Raw genomic sequence first — 18,493 nt, 5'->3', positions numbered from 1 at the left:
TGAGAGGAGACTTTGATGCTTTTTTCGAGCACATTTTTCTTATTCTTTTTTCTTCCCCTTCTCATCTTGTTATACTATCGCTTTACTAAGGAGCATTCAAAAAGAAACAGGCTGCTTCTGGTTTTTAGCCTTATATTTTATGCATGGGGAGAACCACTGTTCGTTTTTGTAATGGCAGGGTGCATACTTGCCAATTATTGGTTTGCGCGTGAAATTGAATTGGATTATAGTCATGACAAAAAGAAATATATACTTATTTTAATGCTTTCATTCAATCTTGGACTGCTTGCGGTATTCAAATATGCGGGATTTATAGTAGGTAATTTAAATTCCTTATTTTCTCTGGAGCTTGGCGTGCCTCATATTGCCCTTCCTATAGGAATATCATTTTTTACATTTCAGGGGATTTCTTATGTTATAGATGTCCACAGAAAAAAAGCTGAAGCTTTTAAAAACCCTTTTGATGTAGGACTTTATATTTCATTTTTCCCTCAACTTATAGCAGGGCCTATAGTAAGATATGAAACTATAGCCAAGGAACTAAGGCAAAGAAATGCTACAGAAGATGATTTTGTTCAAGGGACATCAAGATTTATACTTGGTATAGCCAAAAAAGTCATACTTGCAAATCAGTTTGCACTTATAGCAGACAAGGCATACAGCTTCCCGGCTGACTCGGTTTCTCTAATGCTTGCATGGATGGGAGCAATTGCATATACTCTGCAAATTTACTTTGATTTTTCAGGATATTCAGACATGGCAATAGGGCTTGGAAAGTTGTTTGGATTTCATTTTCCGGAAAACTTTAATCACCCTTATATGGCAAAATCTATTTCTGATTTCTGGAGAAGGTGGCATATATCGCTTGGAAGCTGGTTCAGGGATTATGTTTATATTCCACTTGGAGGAAGCAGAGGCGGCAAACTCATACAGCTGAGAAATATTGCTGTTGTATGGCTTTGTACGGGAATATGGCATGGAGCCAACTGGACATTTATAGTATGGGGTATATATTTTGGCACATTTATAATAATAGAAAAATTTACCGGACTTGAAAAAATTCTTCAAAAGAGTAAGGTTTTGGGACACATATATACAATGACAATTGTGATATTTGGCTGGGTGTTGTTTAGGTCTGAGAGCATAACTTATGCTGTAGATTTTATCAAATCTATGTTTGCCATGAATGGACAATTCGCTTTAGAGCCAATTGCTATGCTTTATTTGCATGACTACAGGTTTGTATATGTTGCAGGTATAATTGCCTGTTTCCCACTGATATCAATGGCAATGAGTCGGTATCATAAAAGGCAAAATGCTGGAGAAAATGTAATCGCTATGGAGATAAGCTTTATATCGGTCTTGACGCTACTTTTTATGGTATCTGCAGCCTATCTTATAAAAGGCACCTACAACCCATTTATATATTTCAACTTTTAGTGAGGAGCACATATGAAGATTACACTTAAAAGAGCGGCTGTAGCAGCATTTTTCGCTTTTATCGGTATAACAGGACTCCTCAGCATAACAGTAAATTCTGTAAGTGTTGCAAAGGATACTTATATATCCATAAGAGATGTAGGGGCTTCAAGTCATGGAATAAATGGACTGATGAAGGGTATCACAGGAGGAATAGAAAATGGATTTTCTTCAAATTTGGTTGGTCAGAACAACTTTATAAATCTGTATGGTATGACAGAACGCTTTGTTGACAGGCAATATATAATAGACGTAGACACTTCTTATAACATAATAAAGGACAATGGTGGAAAGCTTCATTTTTCTTCATTTAAAGAAGACAATGAATTGGCTGTTAATGAAATAGTATCACTGAGCAAAGCACTGGAGAAAAACAACATAGATCTTTTGTATGTTCAGACTCCCATAAAATACATCAAAGGATTTACTAAAATAAATCCTGCCGTTACAGATTATTCTAATGAGAACTCAGATAAGATAGTAGCGGGTCTTAGAAATTCGGGAGTAGATACCATAGATCTGAGAAATCTGCTTGATGATGCCGGTATTGACAAGAGCAGGCTGTTTTATGATACGGATCATCACTGGAGGATAGAGACTGCTTTTTGGGGCGTTGGCAGGACAGTTGAAAAGATAAAAACTTTATTTGATATAGACATGGATCCTGATGGTTTTTATACAAATTTGGGCAATTACAAAACGGATTATTATGAAAACAACTTTCTTGGTTCTCAAGGAAGGCGAGTGGGAAAATACTACAGCGGAGTTGATGATTTTACGCTTGTGACTCCTAAATTTGAAACTGACTACAGCGTCACGATAAAAAAGAAGGACAGTACCGATAAATTTGAGGGAGATTTTACTGAGGCTATTATAAACAACGATATACTTAAGGACAGAGATATATTCACAAACCGATATGTATCATATTTTGGAGCAGATTATCCAGAAGTGATAATAGAAAATAAACGCAGTGTTAACGATTTGAAACTGCTTATAGTAAAAGATTCGTTTGGCATTCCTTTCTCTGCTTTTATGTCTACAATGGCATCGGAGACCAGAATGCTGGACATGAGGTATTATAAGGACAAATCGGTAGAAGAATACGCACTTGAATACAAACCAGATCTAGTTCTTTATGTTTTCAGGAGCATAAGGACTATTGAGTAAGATGAAATAAAATATATAAATCAAAAAGAGATTCCTCTGAGCTATAAAAAAGCCATGGAATCTCTATTTTTAATTTGCAGGGTAAACTATTGTTTTTTAATCGAAGAAATGATCGTGTATGGCCTGAACGGCTCTGTCGGCGTTTTTTTTGTCTATAAGGATAGATATTTTAATCTCTGATGAAGATATCATCTGGATATTTATGTCAGAGTTAGAAAGAGCTTCAAACATTCCGGCAGCTATACCGGCATTGTTTATCATGCCTGTTCCTACCAGAGAAATTTTAGCGACATCTTCATTAACTGATACTTCAGTAAAGCCTAATATGGGCTTGAGTTCATCGAGTGCCTTTACGGCATTTTCTACGTTACTCTTTGAGATTGTAAAGCTGATGTCACGGTTTCCGTTTCTTCCTGTAGACTGAAGTATCATATCTACGCTTATTTTTTTATTGGCTATCAGAGAAAAAACCTTAAAAGCTATCCCGGGGATGTCTTTTACATCTATAAGTTCTATTACTGCAACATCCTCATCTTTAGCTATTCCTCTTACTAACATCTTTTCCATTTGGTCATTCTCCTTTACTATTGTTCCTGGAAGTCTTGAAAAGCTAGATAATACTTCCAAATTGACATTATATCTTTTTGCGAGATCAATAGAGCGATTGTGCAATACCTGAGCCCCCATTGTTGCAAGCTCAATCATTTCGTCATATGAAATATGATCAAGTTTTTTTGCATTTTTGATTTTTCTTGGATCTGCGGTGTAAATCCCATCTACATCTGTGTATATCTGGCACAGGTCGGCTCTTAGCTGAGCAGCCAGTGCCACTGCTGTAGTGTCGCTTCCGCCTCTTCCAAGCGTGGTTATATCATATGACTTGTTTATACCCTGAAAGCCGGCAACTATAACTATTTTTCTATTTGATAGTTCTTCTTGTATTCGAGTATTTGTAAGGCTTTTAATTCTTGCTGCGGAATGGTTTGAATCTGTTCTCAGGCCTATCTGCCATCCGGTGAGTGAAACTACTGGAAAACCAAGCGCCTGTATAGCCATTGCAAGCAGTGAGATAGAAATTTGCTCGCCTGTTGAAAGCAGCATATCCATCTCGCGCGTCGTTGGGTTGGAGTTTATTTCGCCTGCTTTAGCAAGAAGATCATCTGTTGTATCTCCTTGAGCTGAAAGTACTACGATTACATCGTTTCCCTCAGAAAAAGCCTGTGTTGCAATGTTTGCAACATTAAAAATCCTATCTTTGTCGGCGACAGAAGAGCCACCAAATTTCTGTACTATTAAGCTCATAATTCGCACCTCTTTATGATTTCCTTTGTTTTGTTTGCGAGTAAAACACATGTGTACTCGTGAGACTAATACATACTATCACAGCTAAAAAAAAAAATCAATACAGAATCAAAAAAAGCATGGCTCAGGTTGCCCTGGGCCATGCTTTTGAAGGTTTTATTATAACTGCTCTATTGTATATTTTGTTCTAAGTGCTTCTATATGAGCAAAGTATGTTTCGTTTTGCTTTTGCGCTGTAAGATTTTGAATTATATTTGGAAGAACTTCTTCGAAAGAATGCTGCTGATCTTCATTCTTTTCAGTAAGTTTTATTATGTGATATCCAAATTGAGTCTTTACTGGCTCAGAAATCTGTCCAATTTCAAGTGTGTATGCTACATCTTCAAACTCAGGAACCATCTGTCCTTTGCTGAAGAAATTAAGATCTCCTCCATTTACACCCGATGGGCATGTAGAATTGTCTATTGCAAGTTCTTCAAAACTTTCGCCAGATTGGATTTTTGCGTAAAGCTCATTAGCTTTATCTTCTTCTGCTACAAGTATGTGACTTGCTCTTATTTGTGCTGGAGTAACGAAAAGATTCGGGTTTGCTTCGTAGAATTCTTTTGCTTCTTCATCTGAAACAGTAACTGCTCCTAATATTTTCTTTACAGAGTACTGAGAAAGAAAATTTTCTTTAAGTTTTGCGAATTCTTCTATAAAATCTTCATTTTCTTCGAACTTGCTTTCTACTGCCTCGCAAAGAAGAAGTTTTTGATTTATTATCTCTTGAAGAAGTCTTTCCTCTCCTTCTGGTCCTATAAACTGAGACGCAACCTGTGGATTCAGGCTCTGAAGCATGAATGCAATCTCTGCATCTGTTATTTCGTAATTTCCAACTTTTGCTAGTACTTTATTTTCCATTTTTTTCTCCTTGGGTTTGTATTCAATAAAAGCAGATAAAAGTTTTATTTTATAGCTTATATCCGAAATCATTGGTAAAATAATTATAGTGCTATTTATATGTTACCAAATAACAGGACTTTTTTCCATAGTAAAGTGAAATTATTTTTGTGAATAATAGAGGAAAATAGATTTTGCAACAAAAATATCAAAAATATTAAGTAAAAAAAATAGTAATAGTTGAACTGTTGTGCTATAATATATAAGTTAATAGCAAATTAGACAGATGAAATTTGTTAATATATATATAATTTTTTATTAAAAAAAAAGAAGGATGTGTAACTTTGAGTAGTAGAAATGATATCAGAAATGTAGCTATTATAGCGCACGTTGACCACGGTAAAACAACTCTTGTAGATTCGCTTTTAAAGCAGAGTAATATTTTCAGACAAAATCAGGAAGTGAATGAAAGAGTAATGGATTCAAATGATCTTGAGAGAGAGCGAGGAATTACAATTCTTTCCAAGAATACAGCAGTAATGTATGGAGATACGAAAATCAACATTGTAGATACTCCAGGACATGCCGATTTTGGGGGAGAAGTTGAACGTATTCTCAAGATGGTTGACGGGGTTGTGCTTGTAGTTGACGCTTTTGAAGGACCTATGCCTCAAACAAAGTTTGTTCTAAAAAAAGCTCTTGAACTTGAGTTGCCTGCAATTATATGCGTAAACAAGGTAGACAGACCTGAAGCCAGACCTGCAGAAGTTGTAGATGAAGTTCTTGAATTATTCATGGAACTTGATGCAAACGAAATTCAACTTGATTCTCCATTTATATTTGCATCAGCCAGAGCGGGCCAAGCTGGATTAGAACCAGACCAGCTTAAAGAAAATATGCATGACCTGTTTGAAAAGATAGTAGAGCATATACCTGCACCGGTAGGAGATTTAGACGGTACTCCTCAGATACTGATCTCAACTATAGACTATAATGAGTATGTAGGAAGAATCGGAGTTGGTAAAGTACAAAGAGGAACTATCAAGACTGGAAATGAAATGTATGTTGTAAACTATGCTGATCCTGAAATCGGATATAAGGCAAGAATAGGTAAGGTCTATGATTATATAGGTCTTAACAGAGTAGAAGTTGAATCTGCCAATGTAGGAAATATAATTGCAATAGCAGGTATTGAAAATATAAATATAGGTGATACAATTACGGATTTAACTACAAAAGAGGCCCTTCCTTTCGTAAAAATATCGGAGCCAACAATAGCGATGACCTTCAGCATAAATGACAGTCCTTTTGCAGGAAGAGAAGGAAAGTTTGTAACTTCAAGACAGCTCAGAGACAGACTTATGAAAGAACTTAAGACTAATGTAGCCCTTAGAGTTGAAGAAACCGACACAGCGGATACTTTTAAAGTATCTGGAAGAGGGGAGCTTCACCTTACAATTCTTATGGAAACTATGAGAAGAGAAGGTTATGAATTCCAGGTTTCTAAACCGGAAGTTCTTTTCAAAAAAGATGAAAAAGGTAATCGACTTGAGCCAATAGAAAGAGTTATAATAGATGTGCCAAATGACTTTATGGGACCTGTAATGGAAAAACTGGGATCAAGAAAAGGTGAAATGGTAAACATGACTCAATCAAAAGGAACTTATGTAAGACTAGAGTTTCTTATTCCTACAAGAGGTCTTATAGGATACAGATCAGAGTTCATGACTGATACAAAAGGAAATGGAATACTAAATACACTGTTTGAAAACTATGAGCCTTATAAAGGCGATATAATAACGAGAAACATAGGTTCTCTTGTTGCATGGGAAACTGGCGTAGCGGTTGCCTATGGCCTGTTTAATGCACAGGACAGAGGTATACTCTTTATAGACGCGGGACAAGATGTATATCAGGGTATGATAGTAGGTCAAAATGCCAAGGCAGGAGATATAGACGTCAACATATGCAAGAGAAAACAAGTTACAAATATGAGAGCATCTGGTACTGATGAATCTCTAAAGCTTTCACCTCCAAAGAGGATGTCACTTGAGGAAACTATAGAGTTCATAGAAGATGATGAGCTTGTAGAAATAACTCCAAAATCTATAAGAATCAGAAAGAAGATTCTAGATAAAAACATGAGAGCGAAAAATAGAAATAAATAATAAACACAATTGATATAGCTTGAAATTTAAAACTGCCCAGTCTAAATGCTGGGCAGTTTTAAATCACAAAGACATTAATAAATCAACATTTTGCGAAAAAAGTATAAATAAAAAAAATAAGTGTTGACATATGCTTGAAATTGATATAAAATAAAAATTTATGTCTTGACAGATACTCCTCTTTGTGGTAATATTAATATAGAATATTGAGGGGGTGTAAAATGAATAAGGCACTTACTACAGAAGATATAAAAAAAGGTATAGGGAAATATGTGGGTAAAAAGATAGTCGTAAAGGCTAACAAAGGAAGAAAAAAAATAGTCACAAGAACAGGCTTGCTAGAAGCTACTTATCCCAGCATATTTATAGTTAAATATGGGATTGATGATGAAGTCATAAGTAGGGTATCTTATAGCTACTCGGACATTTTGACATCAAACGTCCAGATCAAATTAATAAGAGATTAAACATAATCACTATTCGATACATATATATTGAATAGTGATTTTTTACGTTCAAAAACAATTGGATTTGTTTGAATTGACTATATAAAATGATATTATTCTATAGAAAAAATACTAAAGTAATAGTATAATAGAATATCTAATAGAAATTTGAAAGAGGAAATATATGAACAGCATAAATATCATAGCCAGAGCAAAGATAAATCTTTCCCTTGAAGTAAAAGGAAAAAGATCAGATGGCTATCATCTTCTGTCTATGGTAATGCAGACAGTTGATATAAGTGACAAAATTTTCATATCTAAAAATAATACAGGTCAGATAGCAATTTCGGGAAACACGGATAAAATTCCATTTGACGCAAGAAATATAGGATTTAAAGCAGCGAAGAGATTTCTTGAAGAGACTGAATCTTGCCAGGGATATAATATATTTATAGAAAAACATATTCCCTCGGGTGCGGGAATGGGAGGAGGAAGTGCAGACGCTGCTGGAGTATTGGCAGGGCTGAACTATCTAAATTCAAATCCTCTCAGTGTTGGCAGGCTTATGGAGATTGGACTCGAACTGGGGGCAGATGTGCCCTTTTGTCTCAGGGGAGGGACTCTTTTGGCTCAAGGGATAGGAGAAGAATTCACTCAGCTCAAAGATCTTGACCTTGATATATTAATTGTAAAGCCTGACTGGGGAATCTCAACTTCGCAGATATTCAAAAGGCTTAATCTGGATAAATTGCCTCAAAATCCTGACAACAAAGAGCTTGTAAGAGCCATAAATGAAGATGACACAGAAAATCTATACAAAAATATGGGTAATGTCCTCTATGAAACAAGTTTAACATTTGTTCCTGAAATGAAAGGTATAATAGATAAGCTCCACCTGGAGTACGGGTGTCCAAAAGCCATGATGACAGGGAGTGGGTCAACTGTATTTGGGATATTTGAAGACAAGTATGATATGCAAAAAGCATATGAGTATTTTTCAAAAATTTACAGAGATGTTTACATGACAAAAACAGTGAAGGACTCAATTTTAATTATAGAGAACAGGTGAAAATATGAAGATAGGAATTTTGTTTGGTGGAAAATCAGCAGAGCATGAGGTATCGTGTATATCTGCAAATTCGATATATAACAATATAGACACAGATAAATATGAAGTCTATCTTATAGGTATAACTAAAGAGGGCAAATTCAGACATTTTACAGGCAGTCCGGATATGATGCTGGATTGTAGCTGGGAAAGCGCTGTATCAGACAGCAGGGTTGATATACTTGGAAATGAAAACCCTGCAGGTATATATGGGACAGATATGTCAGTTGAACTGGATTGTATATTCCCTGTACTTCACGGGCCTTACGGTGAAGATGGGAGGCTGCAGGGGATACTCGACTACTCGGGGATTCCATATGTAGGCTGCAAAATGATGAGTTCAGCGCTTTGTATGGACAAGATATACACAAAACAGATTCTTAATGCGGAAGATGTAAGACAAAGCAGATATGTTGTTGTGAAAAAAAATCATGATACAGAGGATGTGCGGGGAGCTTTAGAAGGATTTACTTATCCTCTTTTTGTTAAACCGGCAAATATGGGATCAAGCGTTGGAATCACCAAAGTAAAGAACTACAATGAACTCGAGAATGCAATAAAGACAGCATTTAGGTACGATACAAAGCTTTTGATTGAAGAAGGCGTGGACGCAAGAGAAATTGAAGTGTCTGTACTGGGTAATCAAGATGATATAATAGTATCCACACCTGGCGAGATAATCATTAACGATGATTTTTATGACTATGAAACAAAATATGTAAAAAGCACATCCAAGCTTCAGATTCCAGCTGAGATTACTAAGGAGCAAATAAAAGAAATAAAAGAAATAGCAGAAAAATCTTACAGAGCGCTTGAGTGCACAGGACTCTCAAGAGTAGATTTTTTTATAGACAGAAAAGATGGAAGCGTGATTTTGAATGAAATAAATACAATGCCAGGTTTTACTAAAATAAGTATGTATCCAAAACTAATGGAGCATGATGGTGTTTCATACAAACAACTTATAACTAAGTTGATAGAACTTTCATTCGAGCAATTATAGCAAGGAGAAAATGAATGGAAGATATGAGAACAAAATCAATAGGAGTATTTGATTCGGGGCTTGGGGGGCTTACTGTGCTCAAAGAAATTTCCAAGGTGCTTCCAAATGAAAATATAGTATACTTTGGAGATACTGCAAGAGTACCTTATGGTACGAGGTCTTCAGAGACCGTTACCAAATATACCTATCAGTCTATAAATTTCCTTCTTGAGAAAGACATAAAGGCAATAGTAATAGCCTGTAATACCGCTAGCGCAAGAAGCCTGGAAAAAGCCCAGGAACGCTATAACATACCCATAATAGGAGTTATAAAGCCTGGAGCTAAAAGGGCTGTAATAAGCACAAGGAACAACAAGATTGGGGTTATAGGTACAGAGGGTACAGTTTTTTCAAAAGCCTACGAGATGGAGATACACAAACTGGTAAGCACAATAGATGTATATTCAAAACCGTGCTCACTCTTTGTGCCTATAGTAGAAGAAGGCTGGGCAGACACTGAAGTTGCTCTTCTTACTGCAAAAGACTATCTGAGCGCCTTCAACGGGACTGATATTGATACTTTGGTGCTGGGATGTACGCATTATCCAATTCTTGCAGGCACAATAAAAAAGATTACGGGAAATAAGATAAAGCTGGTAAATCCAGCGGAAGAAACAGCGCTTGATCTTAAAAAGCTGCTTGAAGAAAAAAATCTGATAAATAATCAGACACAAAAGCCAGATTATAAATATTTTGTTTCTGACATGCCGGAGAGGTTCATGAATATAGGGCAGAACTTTATTCAAAAACCATTTGATAACATTTCTGTGGTAGAGATACAAAAATATTGATTATTATTGATAAAAAGGCTTTTTTTTGATATGATGTATTTGAATAATTGAAAATAGGTGAAAAACTTGAAAGATATTGTAATTAAGATAAAAACAGTTCAGCACGATAATGCTACAAACATTTCAGACGTAATAGAACTGACGACAGAAGCAAAATACACTAAAAAGAATAACAACCATTATTTGGTATATGAAGAAAGTGAACTTTCGGGTCTTGAAGATACTACAACAAAGATAAAAATGACCAGCAATAAGGTAGAACTTAAAAGAATAGGAAAGCATGATTCTGAAATGGTGTTTGAGAATAAAAGAAGGTTCGAGAGCCTGATGACCACTCCTATGGGTAATATACCCCTGGAGATATTGACAAATCGCATTTCCTTCAATCAACAAGACGAACCATTTAAACTCGATCTTGAAGTAGAGTACAGTATATCTCTCAAGGGACTGTTTCAGGGTAAAAATGTTATGAAGATCGAAGTGATCTAAAATAACTCGAAAAGGAGATGGAACCTGGTGATAGAAAATAAGGTCATGGATACGCTAAGACGTGAAAGTTTAATTCAAAAAGGAGACAAGATAATCGTAGCGCTCTCAGGGGGGCCGGATTCAGTATGTCTGATCCATATCCTCAGCAAAATGAGCAAAGAGTACGGTTTCACTTTATATGCTGCTCACTTTAATCACCAGATAAGAGGAATTGCAGCGCACAAGGACGCGCTCTACGCTATGGAGTTTTGTGAGTCGCTGGGGATAAGGTGCTTTCTTAAATCTGTGGACGTTCCCTCCTATGCCAAAGAAAAAAAACTTACCATGGAAGAAGCGGCAAGGATTTTAAGGTACGAGATGCTCTTTCAGCTCAAAAAAGAAGTAGGAGCAGACAAAATCGCTGTTGCTCACAACCTCGACGATCAGGCTGAAACTGTAATGATGAGGATAATGAGAGGCACGGGCCTCAATGGAATTAAGGGGATGGACTATAAAAGACCAGATGGAATAATACGCCCACTTATGGATGTCCTTAAACATGATATAGAAAATTACTGCAAAGATAACAAACTGGAAGCAAGAATAGATCACACCAATCTGGAAGATGAATATACAAGAAATAAAATAAGAATACATTTGCTTCCATATATTGAGCGTGAATATGCTTCAAACATAAAAGAAATACTCTCAAGAATGGCAAACGGCCTGAGAGAAGACAGTTGCTATATAGAAAAAACGGCCGATGAAAGATGTAAAATCATGTCCTCATTGATAGATAAGGATACAGTAAGAATAGATTTGGACCTTATCGAATATGAGGATATATCAATTACCAAGCGCATATTAAGAAATGCCTACAAAGATATAGAAGGAACCTATAAGGGCCTTGAAACGGTCCATCTGGATGATATACTGGATTTAATGCAAAATGCTAAAAAAGAAGCAAAGATAAACCTTCCCAAAGGAATCATAGCTGATAAGAAGGGGAGTTATCTCTATATCACAAGAAAAGAAATTAAAAATGAAACAATTGAATACGAGATTGAAATTCCAGTTAATAAGTCCATAATAATAGAAGAATTGGGTATAAGGGTAGAGGCACATAGGATTTCTAAAGAAAAATCCAAAATGTTTGCTACTGGTAATTCCACCAAGTCATTTGATGTGGAGAATATATCAGGAAAACTAACCATAAGAAATCGTAGAAATGGTGACAAAATAAAACCTCTTGGACTGGGGGGGACCAAAAAGGTCAAGGACATATTAATCGACAACAAAGTTCCTCTTGAAAAAAGGAACAGTATCCCAGTTATTTGTGATGATGAAAAAATACTCTGGCTTGCAGGATACTGCATGAGCGAAGAGGCCAAGATTTCAGATTCCACAAAAGAAGTTATAAGAATAAGTATCAGAAATATTAAAATCAATGATCCACAAGGAGGAGCAGGAATTTGAAAAAATTATTTAAAGGGGCGACGTTTTATATACTGTTATTCGTCTTAATAGTATCAATGATAAATCTGCTAGGAAGCCCAGCACAGGAAGTCCAGGAATTATCGTTTTCGGAGTTTTACACAAAACTTCAGAGTGAACAGATAACTGAACTCACAATAATGGAAAACAAAGTAACAGGAAAGCTTAAAAAAGATAACACGGAATTCAGTACTCTGGTTCCTTATGCTATCAACAATGACAAGCTGACTGAGATTATTCTTACTCAGACAGAAACAGGAGCACTTAAAGTAACGGGACAAGATCCTCCTCAGCCATCATGGATAATAAGCATGCTGCCTACACTGCTTATGCTGCTTGTAATGGTTGGAGTATGGTATATGTTCATGCAGCAGTCACAAGGTGGAGGCTCAAAAGTTATGGGCTTTGGAAAATCAAAAGCCAAGATTCACAAAGAAGATGGTTCTCCAAAGATAGCCTTTAAAGACGTTGCAGGTCTGGATGAAGAAAAAGAAGAACTTGAAGAAATAGTGGATTTTCTCAAGAGTCCACAAAAATACATTGAACTTGGAGCGAGAATACCTAAAGGAGTACTTCTGGTAGGTCCTCCAGGAACTGGTAAGACATATCTGAGTAAAGCGGTTGCAGGAGAAGCAGGCGTTCCATTTTATTCAATATCAGGATCTGATTTCGTTGAAATGTTTGTAGGGGTTGGAGCATCAAGAGTAAGAGACCTTTTTGAACAGGCTAAGAAATCCGCACCAAGCATAATATTTATAGATGAGATAGATGCAGTTGGAAGACGAAGAGGGGCAGGACTTGGCGGAGGACATGACGAAAGAGAACAGACTCTAAACCAGCTACTGGTTGAGATGGATGGGTTTGGGCTCAATGAAGGCGTTATAATCATGGCAGCTACAAACAGACCAGATATCCTTGACCCAGCTCTTTTGAGACCGGGAAGATTTGACAGACAGGTAATGGTAGGATCTCCTGACGTAAAAGGAAGAGAAGCTATACTAAAAGTTCATTCAAAGAACAAACCACTTGCTGAAGACGTAGATCTTAAACATATAGCCAAAGGTACGCCTGGATTTACACCGGCAGACCTGGAAAACCTTATGAATGAAGCTGCACTGCTTACAGTAAGGAAAAGAAGACTCAAAATAAATAATCAGACAATAGAAGAAGCTATAACAAAAGTGATAGCTGGGGTTGCGAAAACATCAAGAGTAATAAGCCCAAAAGAAAGAAAACTTACAGCTTATCATGAAGCAGGGCATGCGGTAGTAGCAACTATGCTTCCCTACACAGACCCAGTTCATCAGGTTACTATAGTACCTAGAGGCAAAGCTGGAGGATTTACAATGATCCTTCCAGAAGAAGACAGATACTACATGACCAAAACTGAACTCAAAGAACATATGGTACATCTTCTTGGAGGTAGAGTTTCAGAAAAACTCATACTTGGGGATATTTCAACTGGTGCAAGTAATGACCTTGAAAGAGTTGCTCAGATAGCAAGGGGCATGGTAACTAAATATGCAATGAGCGACAGGCTTGGAGCCATGGCATTTGTAGATCCTTCAGAAGAAGTCTTCCTTGGAAAAGACTTTGCAACAAAGAGAAATTACTCAGAAGAAGTAGCATCTATAATTGATGAAGAAATAAAGATACTTGTAGACGAAGCATACCAGACTACATTGAAACTGCTTGAAGAAAACACGGACAAGCTTCATCTTGTAGCGCAGGCACTTCTCAAATACGAGACTCTTGACGCTAAAAATTATCTTAAAGCATTCAATGGCGAGCTGGATCTTAGTGAAAATGAGATAGATCTTAATGGTGAAGAGACCCAAAAAACTCTGGAAGACTCTGAGTCTTTAGAGAATAAGTCTGAAACTGAAACTGCTGATGCTAATGCTAATGCAGAAGAAGAGAAAACTGAAAAAAATCCTGAAGAATAAAAATATTTATTTTTAGGGAAATTACAGGGACAGACTGGAGTATATTTCCAGTCTGTTTTTTTAACTTTAAATATAAAAAAACTGGAGAATTTGTATGCAAAAAACATCAAGGATAGGAATAAGGGGAGTTAAGATTGGTCACTCTCAAGATATGGATGCGCTTACAGGGGTTACGGTGATTGCATTTGAAGAAGGAGCCACAGCTTCACTCGATGTTAGAGGGTCTTCACCAGGATCAAGAGAAACGGAATTGCTCAGGCCGGGAAGGACTGTGGACAAAGTTAATGCTATAGTACTTTCAGGAGGTTCAGCTTATGGGCTGGATGCTGCGGGCGGAGTTATGAGGTATATGGAGGAACATGGCAAAGGAGTTTGCGTAGGAGACGTCATAGTGCCCATAGTACCACAGGCCATAATATTTGATCTGGGCATAGGCAAATCAAACATAAGACCGGATATAAAAATGGGCTATGAAGCCTGCCAGAATTTAAATGAAGAATTCGAGCTAGGCAATTATGGGGCCGGATGCGGGGCCACAGTAGGGAAGATAATGGGGCCTGAAAATTCAATGAAAAGTGGAATAGGATACTATGAGACAGAGTTTGGAAATGGATTGAAATTAGGGGCCCTCATGTGTGTAAATGCGGTGGGGGATGTATTTGATGAAACCGGGATAATAGCCGGAGCACTTAATCCTGAAGGAAATTTTGTTAATACTGCCGAAATAATACTTGGAGGTATTAATGAAAGAGAGTTTATGAACGGAAACACAACTATAGGGTGCGTAATAACTAACGCAAGGCTTGACAAGGCAGGATGTCAGAAGGTTTCTCAGGTAGCTCACAACGGATTAGCCCAAAGTATCAGTCCAATACATACTTCTATGGACGGAGATACAATATTCACAGCAGCCACCGGAATGATTGAATGCTCTATAGATCAAATATGTATAGCAGCTCAGATAGCTGTAAGGAAAGCAGTTATAGAGGCTGTAAAGAATGCACAAAGCATAAATAAAATAAAAGGATTTATGGAAATTAAAAAAAATACTCTGTAATAATTGAATAAAAAGTAGAAAAAATCAAAAATATGTCATATAATAATGAAGTTAGATTGATATTCCTATGTGAAATCAAATCAAAGATAATGTTAACAAATTTATTAGAACGGCATCCATAAGGAGCCGTAACGGAGGATTAATTAAAATGGTAACTCAAAAAACAAGTACGGGAAGTGGAAGAACGAAAAAAATGACTATCACAGGAATGCTTGGTGCAATCTCGGTTGTCCTTGGATTCACACCTCTTGGATTTATTCCAATTGGGCTTGCAAATGTAACTACAATGCATATACCAGTAATAATTGGAGCTATAGTAGAAGGCCCTTTTGTAGGAGCTATGGTAGGACTCATATTTGGAATTTCTTCAATGATAAAAAGTTTCATGACGCCAACCCCAATATCGTTCATATTTCTGAATCCACTTGTATCTGTGGTTCCCAGAGTACTGATAGGTATTTTGACATATTATTTCTATATTGCAGTAAAAAAAGTCATAAAAAACGAAAAAACTGTACTATTTATGTCAGGAGCATTTGGAACACTTGTAAATACAGTATTAGTTCTAGGTTCTGCATATGTACTTTATGCGCAGAGAATAGTTGATTCGCTTGGGCTTCCGCAAGGGGGAGCATTCGCATTCTTTATGGGAATAGCTACCACAAACGGTCTTCCAGAGATGATAGTCGCAGCGATTGTGACAGCGGCATCGGTAATGGCAATAAAGAAAGTGGTAAAAAATTAATATATAAAAACAATAGAAATTTAAGTCTTAAACTTGGAGAAAAAATATGTTATTAGTTGTAGATGTTGGAAATACAAATATAGTTGTGGGAGTCTATGAAGGCAATATCCTAAAAAATAGTTTTAGAATAGGAACGGATATAAACAAGACTTCAGATGAATATGGCGCTATTATAGCCCAACTTTTCTTGATAGACAGCATAAGTTTTTCATCGATAGAAGATGTAATAATATCCTCAGTTGTACCTGAGGTTATGCACTCACTCGAAAACTTCGTGATGAAATATATCCAGAAAACGCCTATGATTATTGGGCCTGGAATAAAGACCGGTATAAATATAAAGTACGAAAATCCAAGCCAGGTAGGAGCAGACAGGATAGTAAATGCTGTAGCCGGAGTTGAGAAATACGGAGTTCCACTTATACTCATTGACTTTGGAACAGCTACTACATTTTGTTATATAAATGCAAAAGGTGAATATCTTGGGGGAGCAATTACTCCAGGAATTAAAATATCCAGTGAAGCACTTTTTCAAAGAGCTTCAAAACTTCATAAAGTGGAAATAATTGAAACCACCGAAGTTATAGGAAGAAATACGACAACTGCACTTCAAGCTGGTATATTTTTTGGATACGTAGGTATGGTAGACAACATCGTAGAAAAAATGATAGAGGAGTCCGGAGAAGAAAATGTTAAAGTTGTTGCAACTGGGGGTTTGTCAAGTCTTATAATATCTGAAACAAAAAACGTAAGTATAGTAGACAAGAACCTTACCCTCGAAGGACTGAAAATGATATATGAAAAGAATAAACAGAGCAAATAAGGAGTAGAGATTTGAAAATAGGCAATTTTGTTACTCAGGGAGAAACTTTTCTGGCACCTATGGCAGGTGTAACAGATTTTCCCTTCAGAGTGATTTGTAAAAAATATGGAGCTTCATTACTATATACGGAAATGATAAATGCAAAGGCATTAAGTTATGGTGATGATAATACTTTTTCTATGCTAGAGGTAAAACCCGAAGAAGGAGACGTTGCCGTTCAGATATTTGGCCATGAGCCAGAATATATGGCAGAAGCGGCTTCTATATTAAGTGACCTTGGACGATTTAAAATAATAGATATAAACATGGGATGCCCGGCTCCCAAAATAACCAAAAATAATGAGGGTTCAGCACTGATGAAAGACCCTAAGCTTGCTTTTAGCATAATTGATTCAGTAAAAAAAACCTCAAAACTTCCGGTGACAGTAAAGTTTAGAAAAGGATGGGACGAAAACTCTATAAATGCGGTAGAATTTGCTCTAAATGCAGAAGCAGCAGGAGTTGATTGCATAACTATCCATGGAAGAACAAGAGAGCAGTATTACAGTGGAAAAGCTGACTGGGACATAATTGAAAAAGTCAAGAAAAGTGTCAAGATCCCTGTTATAGCCAATGGGGATATTTTCTCCATTGAAGATGCAAGTTCTATCATAAAAAAAACTGGAGCTGATGCCTATATGATAGGCAGAGGATCACAGGGCAATCCCTTTATATTCAGCCAGATAAAGGACTTTATGGGTGGAAATGAAATAAAAGAAGTATCTGATATAGAGAAAATAGACGTCATGCTGGAACATTACAATCTCTCTATAAAGTATAAAGGAGAAGATAAAACCGTCAGAGAAATGAGAAAACATCTGGGATGGTATCTCAAGGGCATGTATGGAAGTGCCAAAATGCGAGATGATATAAACCACATCAACAGTGCTGATGAAGTAAAACAAATGATGAGAGACTATAGGGCCAGCTTGACACAAAATGACTAGTTCTGTATAATATTAAAAATATGTAAGATTATAAATACTTAATATACACTGGAGGAAACGGGAAAATGGATAAGAATAAGGAAATACTCTTAACTCAGGAAGGATATGACAGGATAGTAGAAGAACTGGAATATCTTAAAGCTGTAAGGAGAGCAGAGGTTGCTGAGAGAATAAAGGTTGCTATATCTTTTGGAGATATTTCAGAAAATGCTGAATATGATGAAGCCAAAAATGAGCAGGCTCAGATGGAAGAAAGAATTTTCAAACTTGAGAATCAGCTTGGCGCTGCCAAGATAATAGATGAGTCAACTATAGATCATGAGAAGGTTACTGTAGGTTCAGTAGTTAAAATTGAAATCAAGTATCCTGGGGACAAGACTGTAGAAACTGAAGAATATACAATAGTAGGTTCAGCTGAGGCAGATCCTTCAGAGGATAGAATTTCAAATGAATCACCTGTAGGCAGTGCGCTTCTTGGAAAAAAAGTTGGAGATAAGACAAATATAAATGTACCCGATGGAGTTGCAAAGGCAAAGGTAGTTGGGATAAGAAGATAGTTTGTAATACGAAAGATTTCGTAGCCACT

Annotated in this window: 17 protein-coding genes; 15 read left to right on the top strand and 2 right to left on the bottom strand. The window is 36.6% G+C overall.

Features of this window, described 5'->3' with window-relative positions:
• Positions 1-15 precede the first annotated feature (15 nt).
• Together G558_RS0104505 and G558_RS0104500 are read left to right on the top strand one after the other, a co-directional pair.
• Positions 16-1,440 (top strand): MBOAT family O-acyltransferase, encoded by a 1,425-nt coding sequence (locus G558_RS0104505; protein ID WP_028829113.1) that lies wholly within the window; start codon positions 16-18, stop codon positions 1,438-1,440.
• A gap of 12 nt (positions 1,441-1,452) precedes the next feature.
• On the top strand, positions 1,453-2,649 hold the full coding sequence (locus G558_RS0104500; protein ID WP_028829112.1) for an alginate O-acetyltransferase AlgX-related protein: 1,197 nt from the start codon (positions 1,453-1,455) through the stop codon (positions 2,647-2,649).
• Positions 2,650-2,745: 96 nt separating this feature from the next.
• Here G558_RS0104500 and G558_RS0104495 read toward each other — a convergent pair whose 3' ends face one another.
• Complete coding sequence (locus G558_RS0104495) at positions 2,746-3,951, bottom strand: aspartate kinase (RefSeq protein ID WP_028829111.1); 1,206 nt, start codon at positions 3,949-3,951, stop codon at positions 2,746-2,748.
• Positions 3,952-4,110: 159 nt separating this feature from the next.
• On the bottom strand, positions 4,111-4,854 hold the full coding sequence (locus G558_RS0104490; protein ID WP_028829110.1) for a peptidylprolyl isomerase: 744 nt from the start codon (positions 4,852-4,854) through the stop codon (positions 4,111-4,113).
• A 323-nt stretch (positions 4,855-5,177) separates the two neighbouring features.
• Here G558_RS0104490 and typA point away from each other — a divergent pair, with 323 nt between their 5' ends.
• The 13 genes from typA to greA all read left to right on the top strand — a co-directional run bounded on the left by typA (position 5,178) and on the right by greA (position 18,464).
• The gene (gene typA, locus G558_RS0104485) at positions 5,178-7,001 is read left to right on the top strand and encodes a translational GTPase TypA (RefSeq protein WP_028829109.1); all 1,824 of its coding nucleotides are present in this window, start codon (positions 5,178-5,180) and stop codon (positions 6,999-7,001) included.
• A 221-nt stretch (positions 7,002-7,222) separates the two neighbouring features.
• The gene (locus G558_RS0104480) at positions 7,223-7,468 is read left to right on the top strand and encodes a Veg family protein (RefSeq protein WP_028829108.1); all 246 of its coding nucleotides are present in this window, start codon (positions 7,223-7,225) and stop codon (positions 7,466-7,468) included.
• Between the two features lie 163 nt (positions 7,469-7,631).
• Entirely contained in the window at positions 7,632-8,516 is an 885-nt protein-coding gene (ispE, locus tag G558_RS0104475; RefSeq protein WP_051188462.1) for a 4-(cytidine 5'-diphospho)-2-C-methyl-D-erythritol kinase, read from the top strand.
• Between the two features lie 4 nt (positions 8,517-8,520).
• Positions 8,521-9,558, top strand: coding sequence for a D-alanine--D-alanine ligase family protein (locus G558_RS0104470; RefSeq protein WP_028829106.1), 1,038 nt, complete (start codon positions 8,521-8,523; stop codon positions 9,556-9,558).
• 14 nt (positions 9,559-9,572) lie between these two features.
• Positions 9,573-10,388 carry a glutamate racemase gene (murI, locus tag G558_RS0104465; protein ID WP_330363796.1) on the top strand — a complete coding sequence of 272 codons (816 nt, stop codon included), beginning with the start codon at positions 9,573-9,575 and terminating at the stop codon, positions 10,386-10,388.
• A 66-nt stretch (positions 10,389-10,454) separates the two neighbouring features.
• Positions 10,455-10,877 (top strand): DUF1934 domain-containing protein, encoded by a 423-nt coding sequence (locus G558_RS0104460; protein WP_028829104.1) that lies wholly within the window; start codon positions 10,455-10,457, stop codon positions 10,875-10,877.
• A gap of 27 nt (positions 10,878-10,904) precedes the next feature.
• Positions 10,905-12,332, top strand: coding sequence for a tRNA lysidine(34) synthetase TilS (gene tilS / locus G558_RS0104455; protein WP_028829103.1), 1,428 nt, complete (start codon positions 10,905-10,907; stop codon positions 12,330-12,332).
• On the top strand, positions 12,329-14,296 hold the full coding sequence (gene ftsH / locus G558_RS0104450; RefSeq protein ID WP_028829102.1) for an ATP-dependent zinc metalloprotease FtsH: 1,968 nt from the start codon (positions 12,329-12,331) through the stop codon (positions 14,294-14,296). The genes tilS and ftsH overlap by 4 nt, the downstream gene beginning before the upstream one ends.
• A 94-nt stretch (positions 14,297-14,390) precedes the next feature.
• On the top strand, positions 14,391-15,353 hold the full coding sequence (locus G558_RS0104445; protein ID WP_028829101.1) for a P1 family peptidase: 963 nt from the start codon (positions 14,391-14,393) through the stop codon (positions 15,351-15,353).
• Between the two features lie 148 nt (positions 15,354-15,501).
• Positions 15,502-16,098 (top strand): ECF transporter S component, encoded by a 597-nt coding sequence (locus G558_RS0104440; protein ID WP_028829100.1) that lies wholly within the window; start codon positions 15,502-15,504, stop codon positions 16,096-16,098.
• A 46-nt stretch (positions 16,099-16,144) separates the two neighbouring features.
• Positions 16,145-16,921, top strand: coding sequence for a type III pantothenate kinase (locus G558_RS0104435; RefSeq protein WP_028829099.1), 777 nt, complete (start codon positions 16,145-16,147; stop codon positions 16,919-16,921).
• Positions 16,922-16,932: 11 nt separating this feature from the next.
• Positions 16,933-17,907 (top strand): tRNA dihydrouridine synthase DusB, encoded by a 975-nt coding sequence (dusB, locus tag G558_RS0104430; protein ID WP_028829098.1) that lies wholly within the window; start codon positions 16,933-16,935, stop codon positions 17,905-17,907.
• 65 nt (positions 17,908-17,972) lie between these two features.
• The gene (greA, locus tag G558_RS0104425) at positions 17,973-18,464 is read left to right on the top strand and encodes a transcription elongation factor GreA (RefSeq protein ID WP_028829097.1); all 492 of its coding nucleotides are present in this window, start codon (positions 17,973-17,975) and stop codon (positions 18,462-18,464) included.
• The last annotated feature ends 29 nt before the right edge of the window (positions 18,465-18,493 follow it).

Source organism: Proteocatella sphenisci DSM 23131, assembly GCF_000423525.1.
Classification (GTDB): domain Bacteria; phylum Bacillota; class Clostridia; order Peptostreptococcales; family Filifactoraceae; genus Proteocatella; species Proteocatella sphenisci.
Note: the sequence above shows the minus strand (reverse complement) of the source record. Positions and strands in the feature narration are given on the sequence as shown.

What these genes read in the sequence shown, in the direction of transcription:
- G558_RS0104435 (WP_028829099.1), top strand. Translation starts at nt 16,145, where the DNA reads ATGTTATTAGTTGTAGATGTTGGAAATACAAATATAGTTGTGGGAGTC.
- G558_RS0104505 (WP_028829113.1), top strand. Translation starts at nt 16, where the DNA reads ATGCTTTTTTCGAGCACATTTTTCTTATTCTTTTTTCTTCCCCTTCTC.
- murI (WP_330363796.1), top strand. Translation starts at nt 9,573, where the DNA reads ATGGAAGATATGAGAACAAAATCAATAGGAGTATTTGATTCGGGGCTT.
- G558_RS0104470 (WP_028829106.1), top strand. Translation starts at nt 8,521, where the DNA reads ATGAAGATAGGAATTTTGTTTGGTGGAAAATCAGCAGAGCATGAGGTA.
- G558_RS0104445 (WP_028829101.1), top strand. Translation starts at nt 14,391, where the DNA reads ATGCAAAAAACATCAAGGATAGGAATAAGGGGAGTTAAGATTGGTCAC.
- G558_RS0104495 (WP_028829111.1), bottom strand. Translation starts at nt 3,951, where the DNA reads ATGAGCTTAATAGTACAGAAATTTGGTGGCTCTTCTGTCGCCGACAAA.
- G558_RS0104490 (WP_028829110.1), bottom strand. Translation starts at nt 4,854, where the DNA reads ATGGAAAATAAAGTACTAGCAAAAGTTGGAAATTACGAAATAACAGAT.
- ispE (WP_051188462.1), top strand. Translation starts at nt 7,632, where the DNA reads ATGAACAGCATAAATATCATAGCCAGAGCAAAGATAAATCTTTCCCTT.
- G558_RS0104500 (WP_028829112.1), top strand. Translation starts at nt 1,453, where the DNA reads ATGAAGATTACACTTAAAAGAGCGGCTGTAGCAGCATTTTTCGCTTTT.
- G558_RS0104440 (WP_028829100.1), top strand. Translation starts at nt 15,502, where the DNA reads ATGGTAACTCAAAAAACAAGTACGGGAAGTGGAAGAACGAAAAAAATG.
- greA (WP_028829097.1), top strand. Translation starts at nt 17,973, where the DNA reads ATGGATAAGAATAAGGAAATACTCTTAACTCAGGAAGGATATGACAGG.
- G558_RS0104480 (WP_028829108.1), top strand. Translation starts at nt 7,223, where the DNA reads ATGAATAAGGCACTTACTACAGAAGATATAAAAAAAGGTATAGGGAAA.